Source organism: uncultured Megasphaera sp. (assembly GCF_958350005.1).
GTDB lineage: Bacteria > Bacillota > Negativicutes > Veillonellales > Megasphaeraceae > Megasphaera.
Map to the genome: position 1 here is coordinate 1 of NZ_CATWFF010000021.1, position 18,491 is coordinate 18,491.

General features: G+C 51.0%; 18 protein-coding genes. 13 read left to right on the forward strand and 5 right to left on the reverse strand.

Annotated features, from left to right (window positions below):
* The first annotated feature begins 133 nt into the window (after nt 1-133).
* The 5 genes from Q3886_RS02440 (at nt 134) to Q3886_RS02460 (ending at nt 4,127) form a co-directional block, all read left to right on the forward strand.
* Complete coding sequence (locus tag Q3886_RS02440) at nt 134-856, forward strand: suppressor of fused domain protein (protein ID WP_301859574.1); 723 nt, start codon at nt 134-136, stop codon at nt 854-856.
* A 20-nt stretch (nt 857-876) separates the two neighbouring features.
* Nucleotides 877-1,701: an FAD binding domain-containing protein gene (locus tag Q3886_RS02445; RefSeq protein WP_301859575.1), complete on the forward strand. Its 825-nt coding sequence runs from the start codon at nt 877-879 to the stop codon at nt 1,699-1,701.
* 31 nt (nt 1,702-1,732) lie between these two features.
* Entirely contained in the window at nt 1,733-2,497 is a 765-nt protein-coding gene (gene yqeC / locus Q3886_RS02450) for a selenium cofactor biosynthesis protein YqeC (protein ID WP_301859576.1), read from the forward strand.
* The gene (locus Q3886_RS02455) at nt 2,497-3,384 is read left to right on the forward strand and encodes a polysaccharide deacetylase family protein (protein WP_301859577.1); all 888 of its coding nucleotides are present in this window, start codon (nt 2,497-2,499) and stop codon (nt 3,382-3,384) included. The genes yqeC and Q3886_RS02455 overlap by 1 nt, the downstream gene beginning before the upstream one ends.
* Before the next feature lie 332 nt (nt 3,385-3,716).
* The gene (locus tag Q3886_RS02460) at nt 3,717-4,127 is read left to right on the forward strand and encodes an ACT domain-containing protein (RefSeq protein WP_301859578.1); all 411 of its coding nucleotides are present in this window, start codon (nt 3,717-3,719) and stop codon (nt 4,125-4,127) included.
* Nucleotides 4,128-4,197: 70 nt separating this feature from the next.
* On the opposite strand, the gene Q3886_RS02465 is transcribed toward Q3886_RS02460, so the two are convergent.
* Nucleotides 4,198-5,226, reverse strand: a complete 1,029-nt coding sequence (locus tag Q3886_RS02465; protein WP_367881544.1) for a 3-deoxy-7-phosphoheptulonate synthase — start codon at nt 5,224-5,226, stop codon at nt 4,198-4,200.
* A gap of 518 nt (nt 5,227-5,744) precedes the next feature.
* Between Q3886_RS02465 and aroF the strand changes: the two genes are divergently transcribed.
* The 8 genes from aroF to Q3886_RS02505 are packed head-to-tail and all read left to right on the forward strand — an operon-like array spanning nt 5,745 to nt 13,296.
* Nucleotides 5,745-6,761, forward strand: a complete 1,017-nt coding sequence (aroF, locus tag Q3886_RS02470; RefSeq protein WP_301859580.1) for a 3-deoxy-7-phosphoheptulonate synthase — start codon at nt 5,745-5,747, stop codon at nt 6,759-6,761.
* A gap of 24 nt (nt 6,762-6,785) precedes the next feature.
* Nucleotides 6,786-7,673, forward strand: a complete 888-nt coding sequence (locus Q3886_RS02475; protein ID WP_301859581.1) for a prephenate dehydrogenase — start codon at nt 6,786-6,788, stop codon at nt 7,671-7,673.
* The gene (gene aroB / locus Q3886_RS02480; RefSeq protein WP_301859582.1) at nt 7,654-8,727 is read left to right on the forward strand and encodes a 3-dehydroquinate synthase; all 1,074 of its coding nucleotides are present in this window, start codon (nt 7,654-7,656) and stop codon (nt 8,725-8,727) included. Before Q3886_RS02475 ends, aroB begins: the two co-directional genes overlap by 20 nt.
* Nucleotides 8,724-10,007, forward strand: a complete 1,284-nt coding sequence (gene aroA, locus Q3886_RS02485; RefSeq protein ID WP_301859583.1) for a 3-phosphoshikimate 1-carboxyvinyltransferase — start codon at nt 8,724-8,726, stop codon at nt 10,005-10,007. Before aroB ends, aroA begins: the two co-directional genes overlap by 4 nt.
* A gap of 3 nt (nt 10,008-10,010) precedes the next feature.
* Nucleotides 10,011-11,099, forward strand: coding sequence for a chorismate synthase (aroC, locus tag Q3886_RS02490; protein WP_301859584.1), 1,089 nt, complete (start codon nt 10,011-10,013; stop codon nt 11,097-11,099).
* A gap of 5 nt (nt 11,100-11,104) precedes the next feature.
* A complete protein-coding gene (gene pheA, locus Q3886_RS02495) occupies nt 11,105-11,998 on the forward strand; it encodes a prephenate dehydratase (protein ID WP_301859585.1) in 894 nt (297 codons plus the stop codon).
* A complete protein-coding gene (gene aroE, locus Q3886_RS02500; RefSeq protein WP_301859586.1) occupies nt 11,961-12,791 on the forward strand; it encodes a shikimate dehydrogenase in 831 nt (276 codons plus the stop codon). The genes pheA and aroE overlap by 38 nt, the downstream gene beginning before the upstream one ends.
* Nucleotides 12,784-13,296, forward strand: coding sequence for a shikimate kinase (locus tag Q3886_RS02505; RefSeq protein WP_301859587.1), 513 nt, complete (start codon nt 12,784-12,786; stop codon nt 13,294-13,296). The genes aroE and Q3886_RS02505 overlap by 8 nt, the downstream gene beginning before the upstream one ends.
* Nucleotides 13,297-13,397: 101 nt before the next feature.
* On the opposite strand, the gene aroD is transcribed toward Q3886_RS02505, so the two are convergent.
* The 4 genes from aroD to Q3886_RS02525 all read right to left on the reverse strand — a co-directional run bounded on the left by aroD (nt 13,398) and on the right by Q3886_RS02525 (nt 18,389).
* Nucleotides 13,398-14,144, reverse strand: coding sequence for a type I 3-dehydroquinate dehydratase (gene aroD / locus Q3886_RS02510; RefSeq protein WP_301859588.1), 747 nt, complete (start codon nt 14,142-14,144; stop codon nt 13,398-13,400).
* Nucleotides 14,145-14,174: 30 nt separating this feature from the next.
* Entirely contained in the window at nt 14,175-15,386 is a 1,212-nt protein-coding gene (locus Q3886_RS02515) for an MFS transporter (protein ID WP_301859589.1), read from the reverse strand.
* A gap of 31 nt (nt 15,387-15,417) precedes the next feature.
* Nucleotides 15,418-16,296 (reverse strand): shikimate dehydrogenase, encoded by an 879-nt coding sequence (locus Q3886_RS02520; protein ID WP_301859590.1) that lies wholly within the window; start codon nt 16,294-16,296, stop codon nt 15,418-15,420.
* An 80-nt stretch (nt 16,297-16,376) separates the two neighbouring features.
* A complete protein-coding gene (locus Q3886_RS02525; protein ID WP_301859591.1) occupies nt 16,377-18,389 on the reverse strand; it encodes an FAD-dependent oxidoreductase in 2,013 nt (670 codons plus the stop codon).
* Nucleotides 18,390-18,491 lie beyond the last annotated feature (102 nt).

The following is an 18,491-nucleotide window of genomic DNA, read 5'->3' on the forward strand; positions in this document are numbered from 1 at the left end:
GGAACGAAGAGACGCACAAAACGGAGTGAATCGCTTATGCAATTTGGGAGATACCTGCATAAAGTCGATGTGAAAAGAACGCTTGTGTGGTATAATATACTATGTATTTGTATAAGATAGGAGGGGGACTAGGATGCGAATCGGTGTGCCGCAGATGCCCCGTTTTTTTTCCATGACTGATGTGAAAAAGATACGGCCTCAGCATCGCGAATACAGCCGGCAGGTACAGGATTATTTTCGGCGTCTCTTTCCGCGGCGGGAATGGAAGCTGATTACAGATCCCGTTGCCAGTCCTCTGGCTGTCGATGTAGAGCTGCTGTATCCGACGGTGGAAGAACCGTTTTATTTGCTCCATACTGTCGGTATGAGTGCAGAGCCCCAGTCCTATCCATCTGGGAGCCTGACGCCTGATCAGGGTGCATACAGCGAATTGTGTCTCATGCTGCCTGCTGACTGGCCCTTTCCGGCGAAGCAGATTTCCCTGTCTGATCCGGCGGCCTGGCCGATCTGGCTGCTTATGGAGCTGGGACGGTTTCCGCACGTCCATCATATGTGGATGTCCTACGGGTTTATGATGCCCAATACGGAGCAATGCCTGCCTTTTTCACGGCTGACGCAGTTTTCCGGTGTCCTGGTCGTGCAGTTTGAAGGTGAGCTGGGCGAGCTGAAAATGAGCGACGGCACGACAGTGGAACTGCTCATGCCCGTTCCGGTATACTCGGAAGAAATGGCATTGTGCGATAATATCGGCACAGATGCGCTTATTGATGATATTGTAGAAGGGAACGGCGGGTCCTTTCTGGTAGATATGCATCGTCCCAATGTAGGTACCGATGCGTATCAGAAGAATAAATAACTGCCAAGGGGGGAAGTATAATGATTACTAGCGAGACGACTGTAGTACCGGAGAGTCCGGCTGAAGCCTATGCAGTATACCACGATGCTGGTTCTGCCGTGTTTCTGGCCGGTTCCCAGGGGCTGCAGCATAAACATGATCACTACGATGTTGCTGTTGATTTATCCCGTATCGGTCTGAATCAAATCGAAGATCGAGACGATGAAATTGCTGTAGGTGCCATGGTGACGATGGCCGGCCTGGAACAGTCGCCGCTGGTACGGGATATTGCCGGCGGAGCCATTTGCCGCTGCCTTGGTGAGGTGAAAGACCGTACATGGAAACGGAAAAGCACGATTGGCGGCCTGGTGGCAGCGAAGCCGCCTTTTTCTGAATTACTGCCGGTGCTGCTGTCGCTTACGGTTGATGTTGCGCTGCAGGACAAGGGCAGAATGAATCTGAATGACTATCTGTCCTGCCCGCCTATGGGTGAGATGATCAGTCACATTGTTATTGCCCGGGAAGTGGTCTATACGGCGTATGCCGCATATCGGATGGTGCCGACAGATGAGCCCTATCTGACCGGGGCCGTGTCGCTGTATGGCGATGATACGTGGCGCATTGTCGTCGGCGGTCGTCCCGGCGTAGCTGCTCTGGCCCGGACTGCCAGTGATGAGCTGACGGAAAAAGGGATGGCCGTACGGGAAAATGTAGCCCGACTGGCCAGTGAAGAACTGGAATTCGGCAATTACGGAACCAGTTCGGAACAGGAGCGGCGCAGTCTGACAGTGGATATGGTGCGCCAGCTGATTAAAGCGGCCTGGAAAGGACACAGTGCGCAGCTGCAGTCCATGAAAAAGAAATAACTGGATGTGTATAAAAAAGGAGGAGCAGACCATGTTTCAGGATAATCGCTGGCTGCGGATGCTGCAGCCAGGCATTACGGCTATTGTCGGTGCCGGCGGCAAGACAACTGTATTGGAACGGCTGGGGACATATGGCCATGGCGGCAACTTGCCTATTATGGTCAGCAGTACGGTCCCCATGGACAGTACCCGTATTGATAATGTAGAACCCTTTGATGTCATCTGCACAGAAGATGTGGAAAAGGGGGAAGCTTTTTGTGCCGAACGCATTGCCGGCGGTCATGTGCCGGCCTGGTTCTGGGGACTTGACGGAGAAGACCGGTATATCGGTCTTCCGACAAAAGTGATTGAACAGATTAAGCAGCATCATCCGGCCTGGTATATCCTTATTGAAGGGGATGAAGCAAAAGACAAGTGGCTGAAGGCGCCGCTGCCAGATGATGTGCCTCTGCCGGCTAACTGCGATACGGTCATTGGCGTACTGAATCTGCAGATGCTGGGCAATTCTCTGTCGCCGGAAAAGGTCGAAGGCATTGATACGGCTCTTACAATTATGGGCCGGGCTAAAGGTGCCATCATTACGCCGGCGATGCTGGCCAAACTGATTATGCATCCCCGCGGTATGTTCCGCGGCATGCCGTGTAAGCGGGTTCTGTTCTGTACGGGATATAATGCCGTACAGCACCGCATGACGGAGGCGTTATTGGATGAACTGGAAGGCTTTGGTCTGGCTGCCAGCGTACTGGCTGACGGCTATCGGGAAACCTGCACGATTCGCCAATACGTAGCATATTAATGAAGCAGGTAAGTAAACTGCTGCTGGGCTGCGTTTTCATCGCAGCCCTGGCTGTTGGCGGCGTATTTCTGTATCAGGCCCAGCATCGCCTGGACAGTCCCGCTGAAAAGCCGGCAGAACCGGCAGCGTCTCTTCAGGTTGCGTATATAGGTGATGACTTTTCTCTGCCGGCAGTGGATAATGAACTGCCTGTATACGACAAGTACACAGAAGCCATGCGGAAAGAAAAAGGCCTTCCTTTGTCGTACGGCGGCAAGCGTGAATATTTTTACGGAGAACGGGTAGCCTATCTGACCTTTGATGACGGCCCGAACCGTGAAAATACGAGCCGCATACTGGACATATTATCTCGGGAAGGAATTCATGGAACGTTCTTTTTGACGGGACAAAACGTAGAACGCTATCCTGATGTGGTCAAGCGCATTTATCAGTCCGGCAATGCCATTGGCATGCATTCGTACAGTCATGACTACAAGAAAATATATGCCTCGCCTCAGGCATATATGCAGGAAATGGCGCAAACAGAAGAACTGATTTATCAGGCCATTGGCGTGCGGCCTATTATTTCCCGGGCGCCAGGCGGTACATCGGGACACTTTACAAAGGAATACTGGCAGGCACTGTCCGATCGCGGCTATATTGAAGTTGGCTGGAATGCACTGACAGGAGACGCCGACGGCACGGGAAAAACGGCGGCAGCAGAAGTGGAAAACCTGAAGTCTCAGCTGCAGGCAAGACCGTATTTACATTCCCATTTAATTATATTAATGCATGATGCTTCCGGCCACGAAGCGACAGTACAGGCTTTGCCGGAAATTATCCGCCTGCTCCGCTCGCAGGGCTATACCTTCCGCGTCGTCACGACAGCCGTCCCGCAGCCATGGTAAAATCATAAAGTTGTCCTTGACAGGGCAGGGCCTTTCGGTATACAATGACGACAACAAATTTTAATGAAGGACACAAGGGAGACCATCCAAATGAAAGAGATGTCGCAGGTGCTGCATGAAATTGCATATGTCTTTACGTACTTTAGCTGGAGCAGCTTTTTTGCTGGCGCCGGCTATTTTGCGTACATCCAATTTCATCGACAGGACAACGACATGAGACGGCTTTTCGCTGCAGCCTGAAGCAAGATGCTGAGGAATGGGGAAAAGCATTGGAGGAATCGAAAGCAGGCTCATGGCAGCCTGCTTTTTTTGTGTAGAAATGGAGGACAACTATGTTGCATCAGGTTTCTGTATTTGCAGAAAACACGAAGGGAGCCCTGCACCGTATGACGACGGTGCTGGCAGAAAATGGCATTAATATTTATACGATGCTGGCTAATGACAGCGCAGAATTCGGCATTATCCGCCTTATTGTGACAGATCCGGAAAAAGCGCTGGTCAAGCTGAAAGAAGCAGGCTATCAGTGCCGCATGGACCGGGTTATTGCCATTGACATGGCCGATACGCCAGGGAGTCTGGACGGGATTCTGGCCAATTTGGAAGCAGCTAACGTCGGCGTCGATTACCTGTATATTTCGTTCAACCGCAAGACCGTTACGCCTGTAGCTGTATTCAGAACACGGGAACCGGAAGCAGAAACATTCCTGCGCGGCAAAGGCTATGTACTGCTCGATACGATTTAATTTTACTGCATAAAAATACCCTCGCTTTTCTCGTCAATGAGAAGAGTGAGGGTATTTTTATGCCCGGCGATTATACCAGGTCGGCTAATTCCAGAATGAGGCGTTCCGTTTTTTCCCAGCCCAGACAGGGGTCGGTAATGGATTTGCCATACGTTCCTTCTGTAATTTTCTGATTGCCGTCTTCAATGTAGCTTTCGATCATGAGGCCTTTGACCAGACGGCGGATATCGCTGCACATATGGCGGCTGTGCATGACGTCTTTGGCGATACGGATCTGTTCGAGATATTTTTTTCCGGAATTGGCATGGTTCGTATCGACGACGACGGCCGGATTGGCCAGCTTCCGTTCTTCGTAGGCTTCCAGAACGGCGTGAAGGTCTTCATAGTGGTAGTTGGGCAGGCTGTTGCCGAAATTATCCACATAGCCGCGCAGGATGGCATGGGCCAGGGGATTGCCCTGGGTGCGGACTTCCCAGCCGTGAAACAGAAATTCCTGCGAATGCTGGGCAGCGGCAATGGAATTGAGCATGACCGAAATATCGCCGGACGGCGGGTTTTTCATGCCTACGGGAATGCCGACGCCGCTGGCAATCATGCGGTGGAGCTGGTCTTCGACGGAACGGGCGCCGACGGCAGCGTACGACAAGATATCTGACAGATACCGGTATACTTCGGGATAGAGGATTTCTTCAGCGCACGTAAATCCCGTTTCTCTGGCAATGCGGGCGTTCATTTCCCGAATGGCAATAATACCGCCCAGCATGTTTTCCTTGCCTTCCGGATCAGGCTGGTGCAGCATGCCCTTATAGCCGACGCCGATGGTACGGGGCTTGTTCGTATAGACGCGGGGAACGATAAACAGCTTGTCGGCGACTTTTTCCTGCACCCCTTTCAGGCGATGGACGTAATCGACAACGGCGTCTTCGTTATCGGCAGAACAAGGGCCGATGACGAGGAGAAAGCGGTCGTCAGCGCCGGTAAAGATGTTTTTGAGCACACCATCGCGGGCTGCTTTGAGCTCCTGTACGTGTTTGTCGAGCGGAAACTGTTCCATCAGATCCTGCGGTGATGGCAGTTTTCGGATGAATTCGATTTGGATTCCCATGGGTATTCCCTCCTGTGGCAGTAGATGTACAGTCTTGCGAATGAGTTACGAATACAGACTGAGTTACAGCATATTATAGCACAGACTTTTTTTTTGTAAATATATTCGGCAGGACAAGCCTCTTTTTATGTAAACGAAATGAAAAACTTTAGGTCAATTGTATTGACAATCTGGCAGGACGGGTATACAATGACAACAACACATTTTGAAAGGCACAGCACCATATAGCGTGCCTGAGGGAGATCAATCGCCATGAACAGTATGTCACTCGTACAACATGCAATTGAATATGTCTTTACGTACTTTAGCTGGGGCTACTTTTATTTTAGCGCTGGCTATTTTTGCTACGACAAATTCAATAGTTGCAATGTACGCATGAGACAACTTCAGCCGATTGTGCCATAATTTTCTGGTAAAACGCCGGTATGGCAGATACAGGATTACAGGGTGAACGCATTCAGACAGGCTCATGTGAGCCTGTTTTTTTTATGGAAAAAGGAGGACTACCGATCATGATTATCGTACTGAAACCGAATGCACCGCAGGCATTTGTCGATACACTGACCAAGATGATTCGTTCCAAAGGACTGCAGATTGATGTGAGCAAAGGTGCCCGCAAGACCATTCTGGGCCTTGTTGGCAATACGTCCGTTCTGGATACGGAACAGATCAGCGGCTATGAATATGTCGAACAGGTCGTTCGCGTCGATGCGCCGTACAAACGGGCCAGCCGGGCCTTTCATCCGGAAGATACGGTCATCAATGCAGGAGGCGTACAGATTGGCGGCAAGAAGCTGGTCGTCATGGCCGGGCCGTGTTCCGTAGAATCACCGGAACAGATTGAAGGCGTAGCCCGGGATATTCAGGCCTCAGGAGCGACGATGCTTCGCGGCGGTGCTTTCAAGCCGCGGACGTCGCCATACTCCTTCCAGGGACTGCGCGATCAGGGACTGGAAATGCTGTGCGAAGCCGGGAAGAAAGTACATTTGCCGGTCGTTACGGAAATCATGTCGGCTGATAAAATCGACCTGTTTCTGCAGGACAATGTCGACATCATTCAAATTGGCGCACGGAATATGCAGAACTTTGACCTCCTCAAGGCAGTCGGCAAAATCCGCAAGCCTGTCCTGCTGAAGCGCGGCCTGTGCGCGACTATTGAAGAATGGCTCATGTCGGCAGAATACATTATGGCCGGCGGCAACCATGACGTCATCCTCTGCGAACGGGGCATCCGGACTTTTGAAACGTACACACGCAATACCCTGGATTTGAGTGCTGTCCTGGCCGTCAAGCAGCTGAGCCACCTGCCGGTCATCGTCGACCCCAGTCATGCTACGGGGAAACGGTGGATGGTAGAGGATCTGGCCAAAGCGGCCATCGCCGTCGGTGCCGATGGGGTCATGGTAGAAGTACACAACGATCCGGATCATGCCTGGTGCGATGGGGCGCAGTCGATTACGCCGAAGATGTTTGACGGGCTCATGCAGTCCCTTCGCCAGATTGCGCCGATTGTAGGACGGGAATTATAGAACGACATAATGGGGGAGTATGGGATGAAACAGGAAGACAGCAGGTTCAGCAGAAATCAGACCGTCTGTATTGTCGGCCTCGGCCTCATTGGCGGCTCGTATGCCAAAGGGTTTCGCCGTCTGGGGGTGCAGCATATTCTGGCTGTGGATATTGATGAACAGGCGCTGAAAGCGGCGAAAGCAGACGGCGTCATCGACGAAGGATATACGGAAGGCTGCCCGGAACTGGCTCAGGCCAGTGTGGTTATTTTCTGCATGGCTGCCAATACGATGATTCAGTTCATTCGTGATAATGGACATTTCTTTAAGCCCGGAACACTGCTGACTGATGTGGCCGGCATTAAAGGGCAGACAGGGGCGGTCATTCAGGAAATACTGCCGCCTGGCCTGGATTTTGTTCCCGGGCACCCTATGGCCGGCAGAGAAGGCCAGGGGTATGGTATGTCGCGGGCTGAGATTTTTGACGGCGCCAATTACATTATCGTGCCGTGCCGGCATAACCGGCTGGAACATATTCAGCAAATCGAGGCTATGGCCTATGCACTGGGCTGTGCTCACGTCGTCACCGTATCGCCGGAAGAACATGACAAGCTCATTGCCTACACGAGCAGTTTGCCCCATGTCCTGGCAACGGCCCTGGTCAACAGCGAAGCCATGAGTTCCCATACCAAGTATTTTGTCGCCGGCAGCTTCCGTGACGGCACGCGGGTCGCCGACATTAACGCCCCCTTATGGACTACCTTGTTTTTAGCCAATAAGGAAAATTTATTGTATGAAATTCAGCGATTCACAGAATCACTGCAGGAATTTGCGCATATGCTGCGGCAGGAAGATGCGGCGGATATGACGGACTACTTACAAAAAGCCGCCGTGCGGAGAAGGGAATTAGTTCATGAAACACATTCACATTGATTTAGGCAAGGACTCCTATGATATTCATATTGAAAACGGTCTCCTCGACAGGGCAGGAGAATTTATTCGCAATATGACAAAGTCCCGGACCCTGGCCGTCATCAGCGATACAACGGTGGATTCGCTGTATGGGGACCGGCTGGAACGGTCTCTGACGGGCGAAGGATTTCGCGTTCACCGCATCGTATTTCCGGCAGGAGAAGAGCATAAATGTGCCAGCTCCCTGCTGACGCTGTACCAGCAGCTGTCCGATGCCGGTGTAACGCGGAGCGACTACATCATCGCCTTTGGCGGCGGCGTCGTCGGTGATCTGGGCGGGTTTGCGGCAGCTACGTTTCTGCGGGGTATTCCGTTCATCCAGATTCCTACGACCATTATTGCCCAGGTCGACAGCAGCGTCGGCGGCAAGGTCGGCATCGACCTGCCGAGCGGGAAGAATCAGGCCGGCAGCTTCTATCAGCCCAAAGGCGTCCTCATCGATCCGGAACTGCTGCGGTCCCTGCCGGTACGGTTTATTCACGACGGCATGGGCGAAGTCATTAAGTACGGCTGCATTCACGATGTAAAGCTGTTTGAACTGCTGGAAACGCTGAATGATAAAACGATTTTTCCGTACTGGGAAGAAATTATTGAACGGTGCTGTACCAGCAAAGCCCGTCTGGTCGAACGGGATGTCCTCGATTTAGGGGAACGGATGATGCTGAATTTTGGCCACACCATTGGCCATGCTATTGAAGGCTGTTATGGATTTGGCCATTATACGCACGGTGAAGGCGTTGCTGCCGGCATGTCCATGCTGACTGGCGTGACCGAAGCTATGGGGCTGACCGAAGCCGGAACGACGGCCCGTCTCCGCAAGGTGCTGGAGCAGTATGGACTGCCTGTAGACGTAACGGCGTCGGCTGAAGAGCTGCTGCCTTATATTTCCAATGATAAAAAGATGCGCGGCAATCATATGACGCTGATTATTTTAAAAGCCATCGGCCAGTGCCGGCTGCTGCCGCTGGCAGCAGAAGACCTGCCCAAGTATATACGAAAGAGAGAAAACCAATGAATGTAGTCATTACTCCCCATACCCTGCAGGGAACGGTAGAAGCGCCGTCGTCCAAAAGCATTGGTCACCGCGACCTTATCTGCGCAGCCCTGGCAGACGGTGAAAGCGTTGTCGATAACATTTCTCCTTCCCAGGATATTGAAGCGACCTGCCAGATTCTGCAGGCCTTCGGTGCAGATATACAGGAAATTCCCTCCAGCCATCCCGGCCGGGCTGCATACTGTGTGCGCGGCGGCCTGAAGCGGCAGGACCAGCCGCTTTCGGTTAATGCCAATGAATCGGGCTCGACGCTGCGGTTTCTGATTCCCGTCGGCATTCTGAGCGGCAATACCGTAACCTTTCATGGACAGGGCCGTCTGGCCAAACGGCCCCTTGCGCCATATTATACAATATTTGATGAAAAGCATATTGCCTATACGACGACAGACGGCGCTCTGCCCCTGACCGTGCACGGAACGCTGCGCCCAGGCCGATATGCCCTGGCCGGCGACGTGAGCTCCCAGTTCTTTACGGGTTTGCTTATGACGCTGCCCCTGTTGTCTGGTGACTCCCATCTGCAGAGCACGACGCCGCTGGAATCGGCAAGTTATGTCAACATGACCATTGACTGCCTGACCCAGCACGGTATTCAGATCGACAAAGACTGGAACGGTTCTTATCATATTCCGGGAAATCAGCAGTACCGCAATGGCGAATATGTCGTTGAAGGAGACTATTCACAGGCGGCATTCTGGTTATCTGCAGGGACACTGGGAAAAGCCATTTGCTGCACCGGTCTGCGGCCTCATTCTTCCCAGGGCGATGAAGTTATCGTCTCCATTATCCGGCAAATGGGCGGTCAGATTGAAGGAAAGACGGAACTGACTGCCTGCCCGTCCCTGCTGGAAGGCCGCGTCATCGACGTGGAAGACTGCCCCGATCTGGTGCCGGTGCTGACCGTACTGGCAACGTGCAGCAAAGGGATTACGCGGATTATCAATGCCGGCCGGGTGCGGCTGAAAGAATGCGATCGCCTTCATGCTATTGCGACGGAACTGAACAAACTGGGAGCCGATGTGGAAGAAGAACCGGAAGGGCTGATTATTCACGGCGTATCTGGCCTGACCGGCGGCCGCGTCAGCGGCTGGAACGACCACCGCATCGCCATGGCCCTGGCTGTAGCATCGCAGCGGTGCAGCGGCACCCTGGTCATAGAAGGCGCCGAATGCGTGCGCAAATCGTACCCCGAATTTTGGCAGGATTTCGCCAGCTTAGGCGGCATATACCGGCAGGAGGATTAGAAGATGAACACAATTGGCAAGACTATTACTCTGACTGTATTTGGCGAATCCCACGGCGCTTCTATCGGTGCCGTCCTGGATGGCCTTCCGGCAGGAGAAGTCATTGACTGGGACGGTGTGCGTCAGGAAATGGCCCGCCGTGCGCCAGGCCGCAATGATATGTCTACGGCACGGGTGGAAAAAGACGCTTTTGTCATTCAAAGCGGATTTTTTAACGGCCATACGACGGGAACGCCTTTATGCATGGTCATTCAAAACGGCGATCACCGTTCCAAAGATTACGATCAGCTGCGCCATCTGATGCGCCCCGGTCACGCCGATTACAGCGGCAATATTCGCTACGGCGGCTATAACGACTACCGCGGCGGCGGCCATTTTTCCGGCCGTCTCACAGCGCCCATTGTCTTTGCCGGCGCCGTAGCTTCACAGATACTGGCTCGCCGCGGCATTACTGTAGGCTCTCATATTCTGCAAATTCAGCACGTTGTAGACCGCAGGTTTTCTCCTGTCGGTGAAACGGCAGAGACCTTGCGTTCTCTGAAGGCAGAAACGCTGCCAGTACTGAATAAAGGCTGCGCACCTATGATGGCTGAAGCCATTCGTGCAGCCAAAGAAGATCTCGATTCTGTCGGCGGCATCATCGAGTGCATGGCTGTAGGTCTTCCTGCCGGTGTGGGCGATCCCATGTTTGATTCCGTAGAAAGTCATCTCAGCCAGATGATGTTTTCCATTCCGGCAGTCAAAGCCATTGAATTTGGCGATGGCTTTGCCTTTGCCGGCATGAAAGGTTCGGAAGGCAATGATTCCTTCTATTACGACGGTACGGCAGTCAAAACGCGGACGAACCATAACGGCGGTATTAACGGCGGCATTACCAACGGCATGCCTGTCGTCTTCCGCGTCGCTGTTAAGCCGACGCCGTCGATCAGCAAACCGCAGGAAACGATTGATTTGGATACGAAAAAGAACTGCACCCTGGAAATTAAAGGCCGCCATGATCCCTGCATCGTCCAGCGTGCCGTGCCGGTCGTCGAAGCGGCAACAGCCTGGACGCTGCTGGATCTGCTGCTGACGGCACAGCAGGGGAGGTAATGGCCATGACGGAAACGATAGGTGCAGAACCGATTCGCATTGCCTGCTTCGGTGCTCCTGGTTCGTACAGTGCCCAGGCTATGGAAGACAGCTTTCAGGGACAGCAGATTGCACCGACCTTTTGCGATCATTTTGAAGACGTTATTCAGACCGTTGCTTCCGGCACTGTGCAGTATGGTGTTGTGCCTATTGAAAATTCTTCGACTGGCGGCATTACGGAAGTATACGATTTAATCCATAAATATGATTGTCATATTGTAGGCGAAAAGTACGTCAAAATAGAGCATCATCTGCTGGCTCTTCCTGGTGTGAGTCTGGAGGATATCCGCACTGTCTATTCCCATCCCCAGGGACTGGCCCAGTGCCGGGACTTCCTGAAACACCACAGCCAGTGGAAGCTGAATCCCTATTTCAGCACGGCTCAGAGTGCCGAACTTGTGGCGAAGATGCAGCGAAAGGATACGGCAGCTATTGCCAATACGACAGCTGCCAGACTATATCACCTGGATATTCTGCAGTCAGCCATTAATGATAATACAACGAATTTTACCCGTTTTTTTGTCATTGCCGCACAGGATGAAGAACGAGAAGGACGCAATAAGATTACCCTCGTTCTTACAGTACGGCACGAACCAGGTGCGTTATACCATGTGTTAGGCTATTTCTTTTATAATGGCATGAATATGACCCATCTGGAGTCGCGGCCTATTAAGGGACGGCCTTTTGAATATTTCTTCCATATTGATGTTATGGGAGATTTACAGGACCCCGGAATTGCCCGGGCTCTGGACGATTTAAGCAAGCATTGCAGTTATTTGAAAATATTGGGAAACTATCCGGCAGATAGAGGAGGAATTGCAGATGAAATTAGGAGTGATCGGGGGAAAATTGGGACATAGCTGTTCACCGGCTATTCACGAGAAGTTATTCAAGATTTTGCATGAACAGACACAGCATCAATATGGATTATTGGAAATGGACCGCAACGATATACCCAATGAGCTGCAGCGTCTCAACGCAGAGCATTATACGGGAATGAACGTTACCATTCCCTATAAGCTGGACGTCATGCCCTTTCTGACGGATATATCGCGGGAAGCCCGTATTATCGGCGCTGTCAATACCATTCATATTACCGATAAAGGATGTTTTGGCTATAATACGGATTACAGCGGATTTGGCCGGTCTCTGGACCATGCCGGCATTGCTGTTTCCGGAAAGAACTGCGTTGTCCTCGGCACTGGCGGTGCGGCCCGGGCCATTATGCAGTATCTGGCCGATCATGGTGCAGCCAGTATGACTGTCGTGTCCCGCTGTCCCCACAGAAAGCCGGACTTTGATACGTTCAGCCATCATGTCGATGCAGAGCTGATTAATTATGCAGAACTGTCTCGCCGCAAACGTGCCGATGTCCTCATCAACTGCACGCCTGTAGGCATGTTCCCTGACGTCGACTCGTCACCGATTACGGAAGAACTGACGGCCCGGTATCCGGCTGTTGTCGATTTGATTTACAATCCGAAAGATACGAAAATCCTGCAGTATGCGAAGAAGCACGGTGCCGTTACGCTGAACGGCATGTACATGCTTGTCGCCCAGGCTATTGGCTCGGAAGAAATCTGGATGGGACGCCATATTGAATCATCTGTCATTGAACAAATTGCGAAGGAGATGGAACACTACTATGACTAAAGAACAGAAAAATATCATCATTATCGGCATGCCGGGAAGCGGCAAAACTACTTTTGGCAAAGCTCTGGCCCAGCGTCTGCAGCGGGAATTTATCGACGCCGATGATTTCATTGTTCAGCAGGAAGGGAAGACGATTAAAGAATTGTTTGCAGTCAGCGAAGACTGCTTCCGCGATGCTGAAACCCGGTCGAGCCAGGCTCTGGCAGCCAAACGGGGCATTGTCGTCGCCTGCGGCGGCGGTGTCGTCAAACGGCCGGTTAATATCGACATTTTCAGACAGACCGGCATTATTATCTTCATCGACCGTGCGCCGGACGACATCGTATCAGACGTAGATGTATCGACGCGGCCCCTGTTGAAGGACGGCAAGCAGAAAGTATATGATTTGTATAATGAACGGATTGATATGTACCGTAAATCTGCCGATTATACGATTCCTAATCACAAGAGTATAGAAGAAGTACTCGATGATTTGACGGCATTGGTTCAGTCGTTGGAAAAGTAATTATCTATTTTTTCATTTATGTGTCATGATGTTGGGATATAATAAAAAGGTTCGCTGACTTTAGGCCAACGAACCTTTTTATTATTTTTACAACTGTGTGATTAGTGAAGAGCGCGTAAAATCATCTGCAGTGTTGATACTTCGATTTGTCCGGGAGCAGATGCTTTTTTTGCGGAGCCAAACGTGAGGGCGGAGCCAAAGGTTTCTCCGCTGATTCGGCTGACAGCTCCTAATTTTCCCATGGACATTGTAATAATAGGTTCATCAGGATACTGTGATTTTACGGATTCCGTAGCGCTGAGAAGCGTCAGGACATCTTTTGCAGACTGGGGCATGCAGGCAAGTTTTGCCACATCGGCGCCCAGCTTTTTCATGCCAATGAGCCGTTCGGTGATTTCGTCAAAAGATGGGGTCTTGTCAAAGTCGTGATTGCTCATGATAACAGTGATGCCATGTTTTTTTGCAATGTCCAGCGTTGTTTTAATGCTGTCGTGGTTACGGAAGTATTCTATATCAACTGCGTCAACCTTTCCGCTTTCGATTGCATATTGGATTAATTCGAAGTAGTATGCTTCTGGAACAGCTGTTTCGCCGCCTTCTTCTTTTGTGCGGAAGGTAAATAAAATTGCACTATTAGGCAATTCGGTGCGGACAGCTTCTATGGCAGTACCGATTGCATCTAACGATGTAACATCTGTCAAGAAATCAATGCGCAGTTCTACGACATCATATATTTTATCCTGTAAATAACGGCATTCCTGAACTAATTCATCAACTGTACGGCCGACAATGGGGACACAAATTTTAGGCATGCCATTGTCTAAGGTAACATTACCAACTTTTATCATAGTATACCTCCTGGTTTGAATCAATACGAGTTAGTGGGATGGTCTTTCTTTCATTACACTGTTATAGCGGATATAGATAATGCATGCTACAATGAAACCGGCCAGAGCGATGGCTGCGTCGAGCCCCATAATGCTGTTGATGCCGCTTGTAGCCATATAACCAGTAATGGTTGGGATGGTAAAGGAAGCAATGGAGCCAGTTGTATAGAAAATGCCGGTCATCGTACCTTTTCCTTTGGGGAACATTTCCGTCATCATAACCAGACCCAGCTGCATAACGCCGCCGGCAGCAGAGAAGCCGACGATGAAAGACAAAATCGGAGCTAAGGAGCCAGAGGGAATGAAATACAGTGCGCCAATGGACAACGTCGAAATGAGTGTATAAGCGACGAGAAGAGTAATCGGTCGAATTCCTTTTTTTGTAATGAAGGCGGTGAAAAATACGCAGGCCAGGGAACCGACGGAATAATAACTCATCAGAGAGCGCGCTGCCATATCAGACATCTGTGCTACGGCAACCCCGTATTTTGTGAGCCATTGGCTAATCAGATAAAAGGTTGCCTGAGAAATGTATCCATACAGGACAAAGCAAATACCTTCCAAATACCATTTCGACTTTGGCGTCCATGCGGAGCTGGTTGTGCTTTCGCCGTCTTCCTTTTTTTCTTCTTTTACAGGATTCATAGACGGGAAAGACATTTTCATCAAGATGGGAATGTTTAACAGCATAATTGCTGCTGCAACGATGAAGGACCATCCATACCAGGCATTGGCAGCGATCAGTAAGCCAATGAACAGGGGCAGGAGAAACTGGCCGGCCGAAATAAATGCTTTCAGCAATACCGTTGCGGTACTGGCACTTTCTGGGTACGATTCAATCAGTGCAGGGTAGGTACCGGCATCCATGAAGGAGTTTGCTATCCCCGCAAGGATACCAAATATGCAGGCTACCATCGCAGATGGGCTGATCAATATTCCCAGGAAGAACGCAATATACGTTATCATGCCGAGCAATACAAAAGGTTTACGGCCGTATTTGTCAGATAGTTTTCCTGATACAAATAAAACAAGCAGGCGGCCAATGCCGAGCATGGAAATAACCCACATTACATCGGCAATACTGCCCCAGCGGGCAGCTAAGGAGTCCATGTTCTGTGCCAGAATGATAACACCAATGCCATGGACAAAGTAGTTCATGTACAAACTAAGGCAAAGCGGACGATAGGAATGTGTTTGTTCCATAAGGGACTCTCCTTTTCTGATGTAATATTGATTAGAACAGGACGTCGCGAATGAAATCAACAGGCATTTCCTTGCCGGTCCAGAGCTTAAAGGCAGCAGCACCCTGGTAGAGCATCATACCCAGGCCGTTGAAGTTTTTGCAGCCTACTTCGTCGCACCATTTCATGAGTTTGGTCTGACGCGGTGCATAGACCGTATCCATGACGATGAGATCAGGGCGGAGATAGGATTTATCAGGAATGGCCACGACGTCTTCCAGCGGTTTCATGCCGCACGACGTGCTGTCAATGTAAATATCGCTGCTGTCCAGTTCTTCTTTCAGTTTGGCATGGTCTTCCAGATCATAGAGATTGACGATGCAGTCTGTCCGTTCCCGCAGCTTTTTGACTGTTTCCTGTGCTTTTTCAAAGAACGAATCTTTTAAGTTGAAAATAGTCAGTTCACGAACGCCGTCAAGAGCAGCCTGTACTTCAATGGCTGTAGCAGCGCCGCCGGCACCGATAACGGTCATTTTCTTGCCGACATATTCGACGCCTTCTGCTTTCAGAGCCTGCATGGCACCAATGCCGTCGGTAATCGTGCCGGTCAGTACGCCATTGTCGTTGACAACAGTGTTGCAGGCGCCGACGATCTGGGAAACAGGCGTCAATTTATCGAGATACTGGGTGATGGGTCCTTTGTTAGGCATAGATACGTTCCAGCCGCGGACTTTCATGGCCCGCAGGCCTTTGACCGTGTCTTCCAGTGTCGAATTATCTACTTCAAAGCAGACATATACATAATCAAGGCCTAATTTTTTGAATGCTTCATTGTGCATGGTCGGCGACATGCTGTGGCGAATCGGATAGGCGATTAAGCCGATTAATTCCGTATGTCCTGTAACGCGTTCTGTAACTGCAATTTTACCCATGGTATATCCTCCTGATATCATAATAATGTATGTGTCATAAGCAGGACCTGGTGGGGCAGATCCTGCTGTAGTACCTGAATTTAAAACTCGTCGTCAAAACCGCCGATCATTTCGATCGTCGATAAAATATTGCGTCCTTCTTCTGTGCCGTGAATAATCTGGCCTGTTTTGCGGCTGTTGCCGAGGTTGCAGAAGGGAATACCCTGTTCGTCGGCATAGGCTTTAAAGGGATCGCCAGCGGGAATATCCGGAACGAGGCCCATGCAGATGAAGCCGTAATCAAAGGGATACTCTGCCGTTTCGCCGTCATGAGATGCAATAAATTTGTCGGGGCATACTTTCTGCAGTGCTGTACCCAGATGCATGTCAACAGGGTGTTTGTCCAGCAGTTCCTTAAAGGTCGATTTGGAAACGATGTCTGCGTCTTTGCCAAAGGACGGCATCATTTCGATCATGGAAACGTGGGCTTTGCGGAGCGTAAAGAATTCCATGACATCCAGGCCAACAGCGCCGCAGCCAATGATGACAACGTTTTTGCCTTCCGCATGTTCTTCAAAATAAGGGATATTGTCCATAAATCCGTAAATGGATTTGACATTCGTTCCTTCCACATCGGTCAGTTCACGAAGACCTTCAATCGGCGGCAGCATCGGTTTGGAACCGGTGGCGGCGTATAAAATGTCGGGCTTTAATTCTGCGAGCATCTCTTTCGTTGCCGTCGTGTTCAGTTTAATCGTCAGATTCGGCAGGCGGGCAGCTCGTTTTTCCAAGTAAGCCGGAAAGTCTTCAATACGGCTTTTTTCCGGGAATCTGGCGATTTTACGAGCCAGACCGCCTACTTCGCCTTCCCGTTCCAGCAAGGTGACGCGGCAGCCTACTTCGGCAGCTGTGCAGGCCGTTTCCAGGCCCGATGTGCCGCCGCCAATGACGACGACGTGAATGTCGCGGATGACTTTGCGTTTCTTGTAGGCTTCGCCAGTGGTGACGCAGGGATTGACGGTGCAGCGAATGGGCTGGGATTTGGCGATGCGGTGATCAGCACAGCCGATATTGCAGGAAATGCACTTGCGAATGCAGTCTGTACGGCCATTTTTGGCTTTCAGTGCCCATGCCGGATCGGCAATGAGGCCGCGGCCAATGGCGATGAAGTCCGTTTTTTCTTCAGCAATGATCTTGTCAGCAATTTCCGGATTGCGAATGTTGCCGGAAATGATAACTGGCTTGTTGAACTTTTTGCGGACTGCTTCAGAAAGGTAGGCGCGCCATGCATCGGGTAAATCACATTTGTCAATCTGATACTGAATAGAATCGTTGACCGCTGCCGATACGTTGATAATGTCGACATCTTCGACGATGTATTCCAGCAGTTTCAGCGTATCTTCCAGAGTATTGCCGCCTTCAATAAATTCATCTGCCGAGATGCGGAAGGAAATGGGCACCCACGGGCCGATGGCCTTGCGGACTGCTTCTACGACGAGGCGGGCGAAGCGGGCCCGGTTTTCATAGGATCCGCCAAATTCATCTGTACGTTTATTATACAATGGCGACAGGAATTGGTCGAGCAAATAGGAATGGCCGCCGTGGATTTCGATGACGTCAAATCCGGCCAGGACAGCTCGCTGTGCCGCTTCGGCGTATTTGGCGACAATCGTCAGAATTTCGTATTTTGTCAGCGGACGGGGGGCAGGATTGCCGGCTTTGGAAGGTACGTCAGAGGCCGATACAGGCTGCAGACCGCCAAGGCGTTCGGGATAGGCCGAAGCGCCGGCGTGATTCAGCTGCAGCGATGCCAGTGCGCCGTACCGGTGGATCCGTTCAGTCAATTCGTATAAGCCGGGAATAAACTGTTTGCTGTCAATGCGGAGCTGCCGCGTGCCGTTTGTAGCCAGCGGGTAATCAATACAGGCATTTTCTACCGTAATGAGGGCAGTACCGCCGAGAGCGCGGAGGCCATAATAGCTTTTCATTTCTTCTGATACTTCGCCGTTAAACGTAGCCAGGTTGGAACCCATGGGCGGCATGACGACGCGGTTGCGGAAGGTCGTGCGCTTTACTGTAAAGGGAGAGAAGATGTGCGGATACTGTTGATTCATGGAACTGATTCCTCCTCAGAATAAGAATGTATAAACAGAGAGCGTGTATGCTGTAAATGTGAAAAACATAACTAACTTCTTGCTATGGCCTTATTATACGAG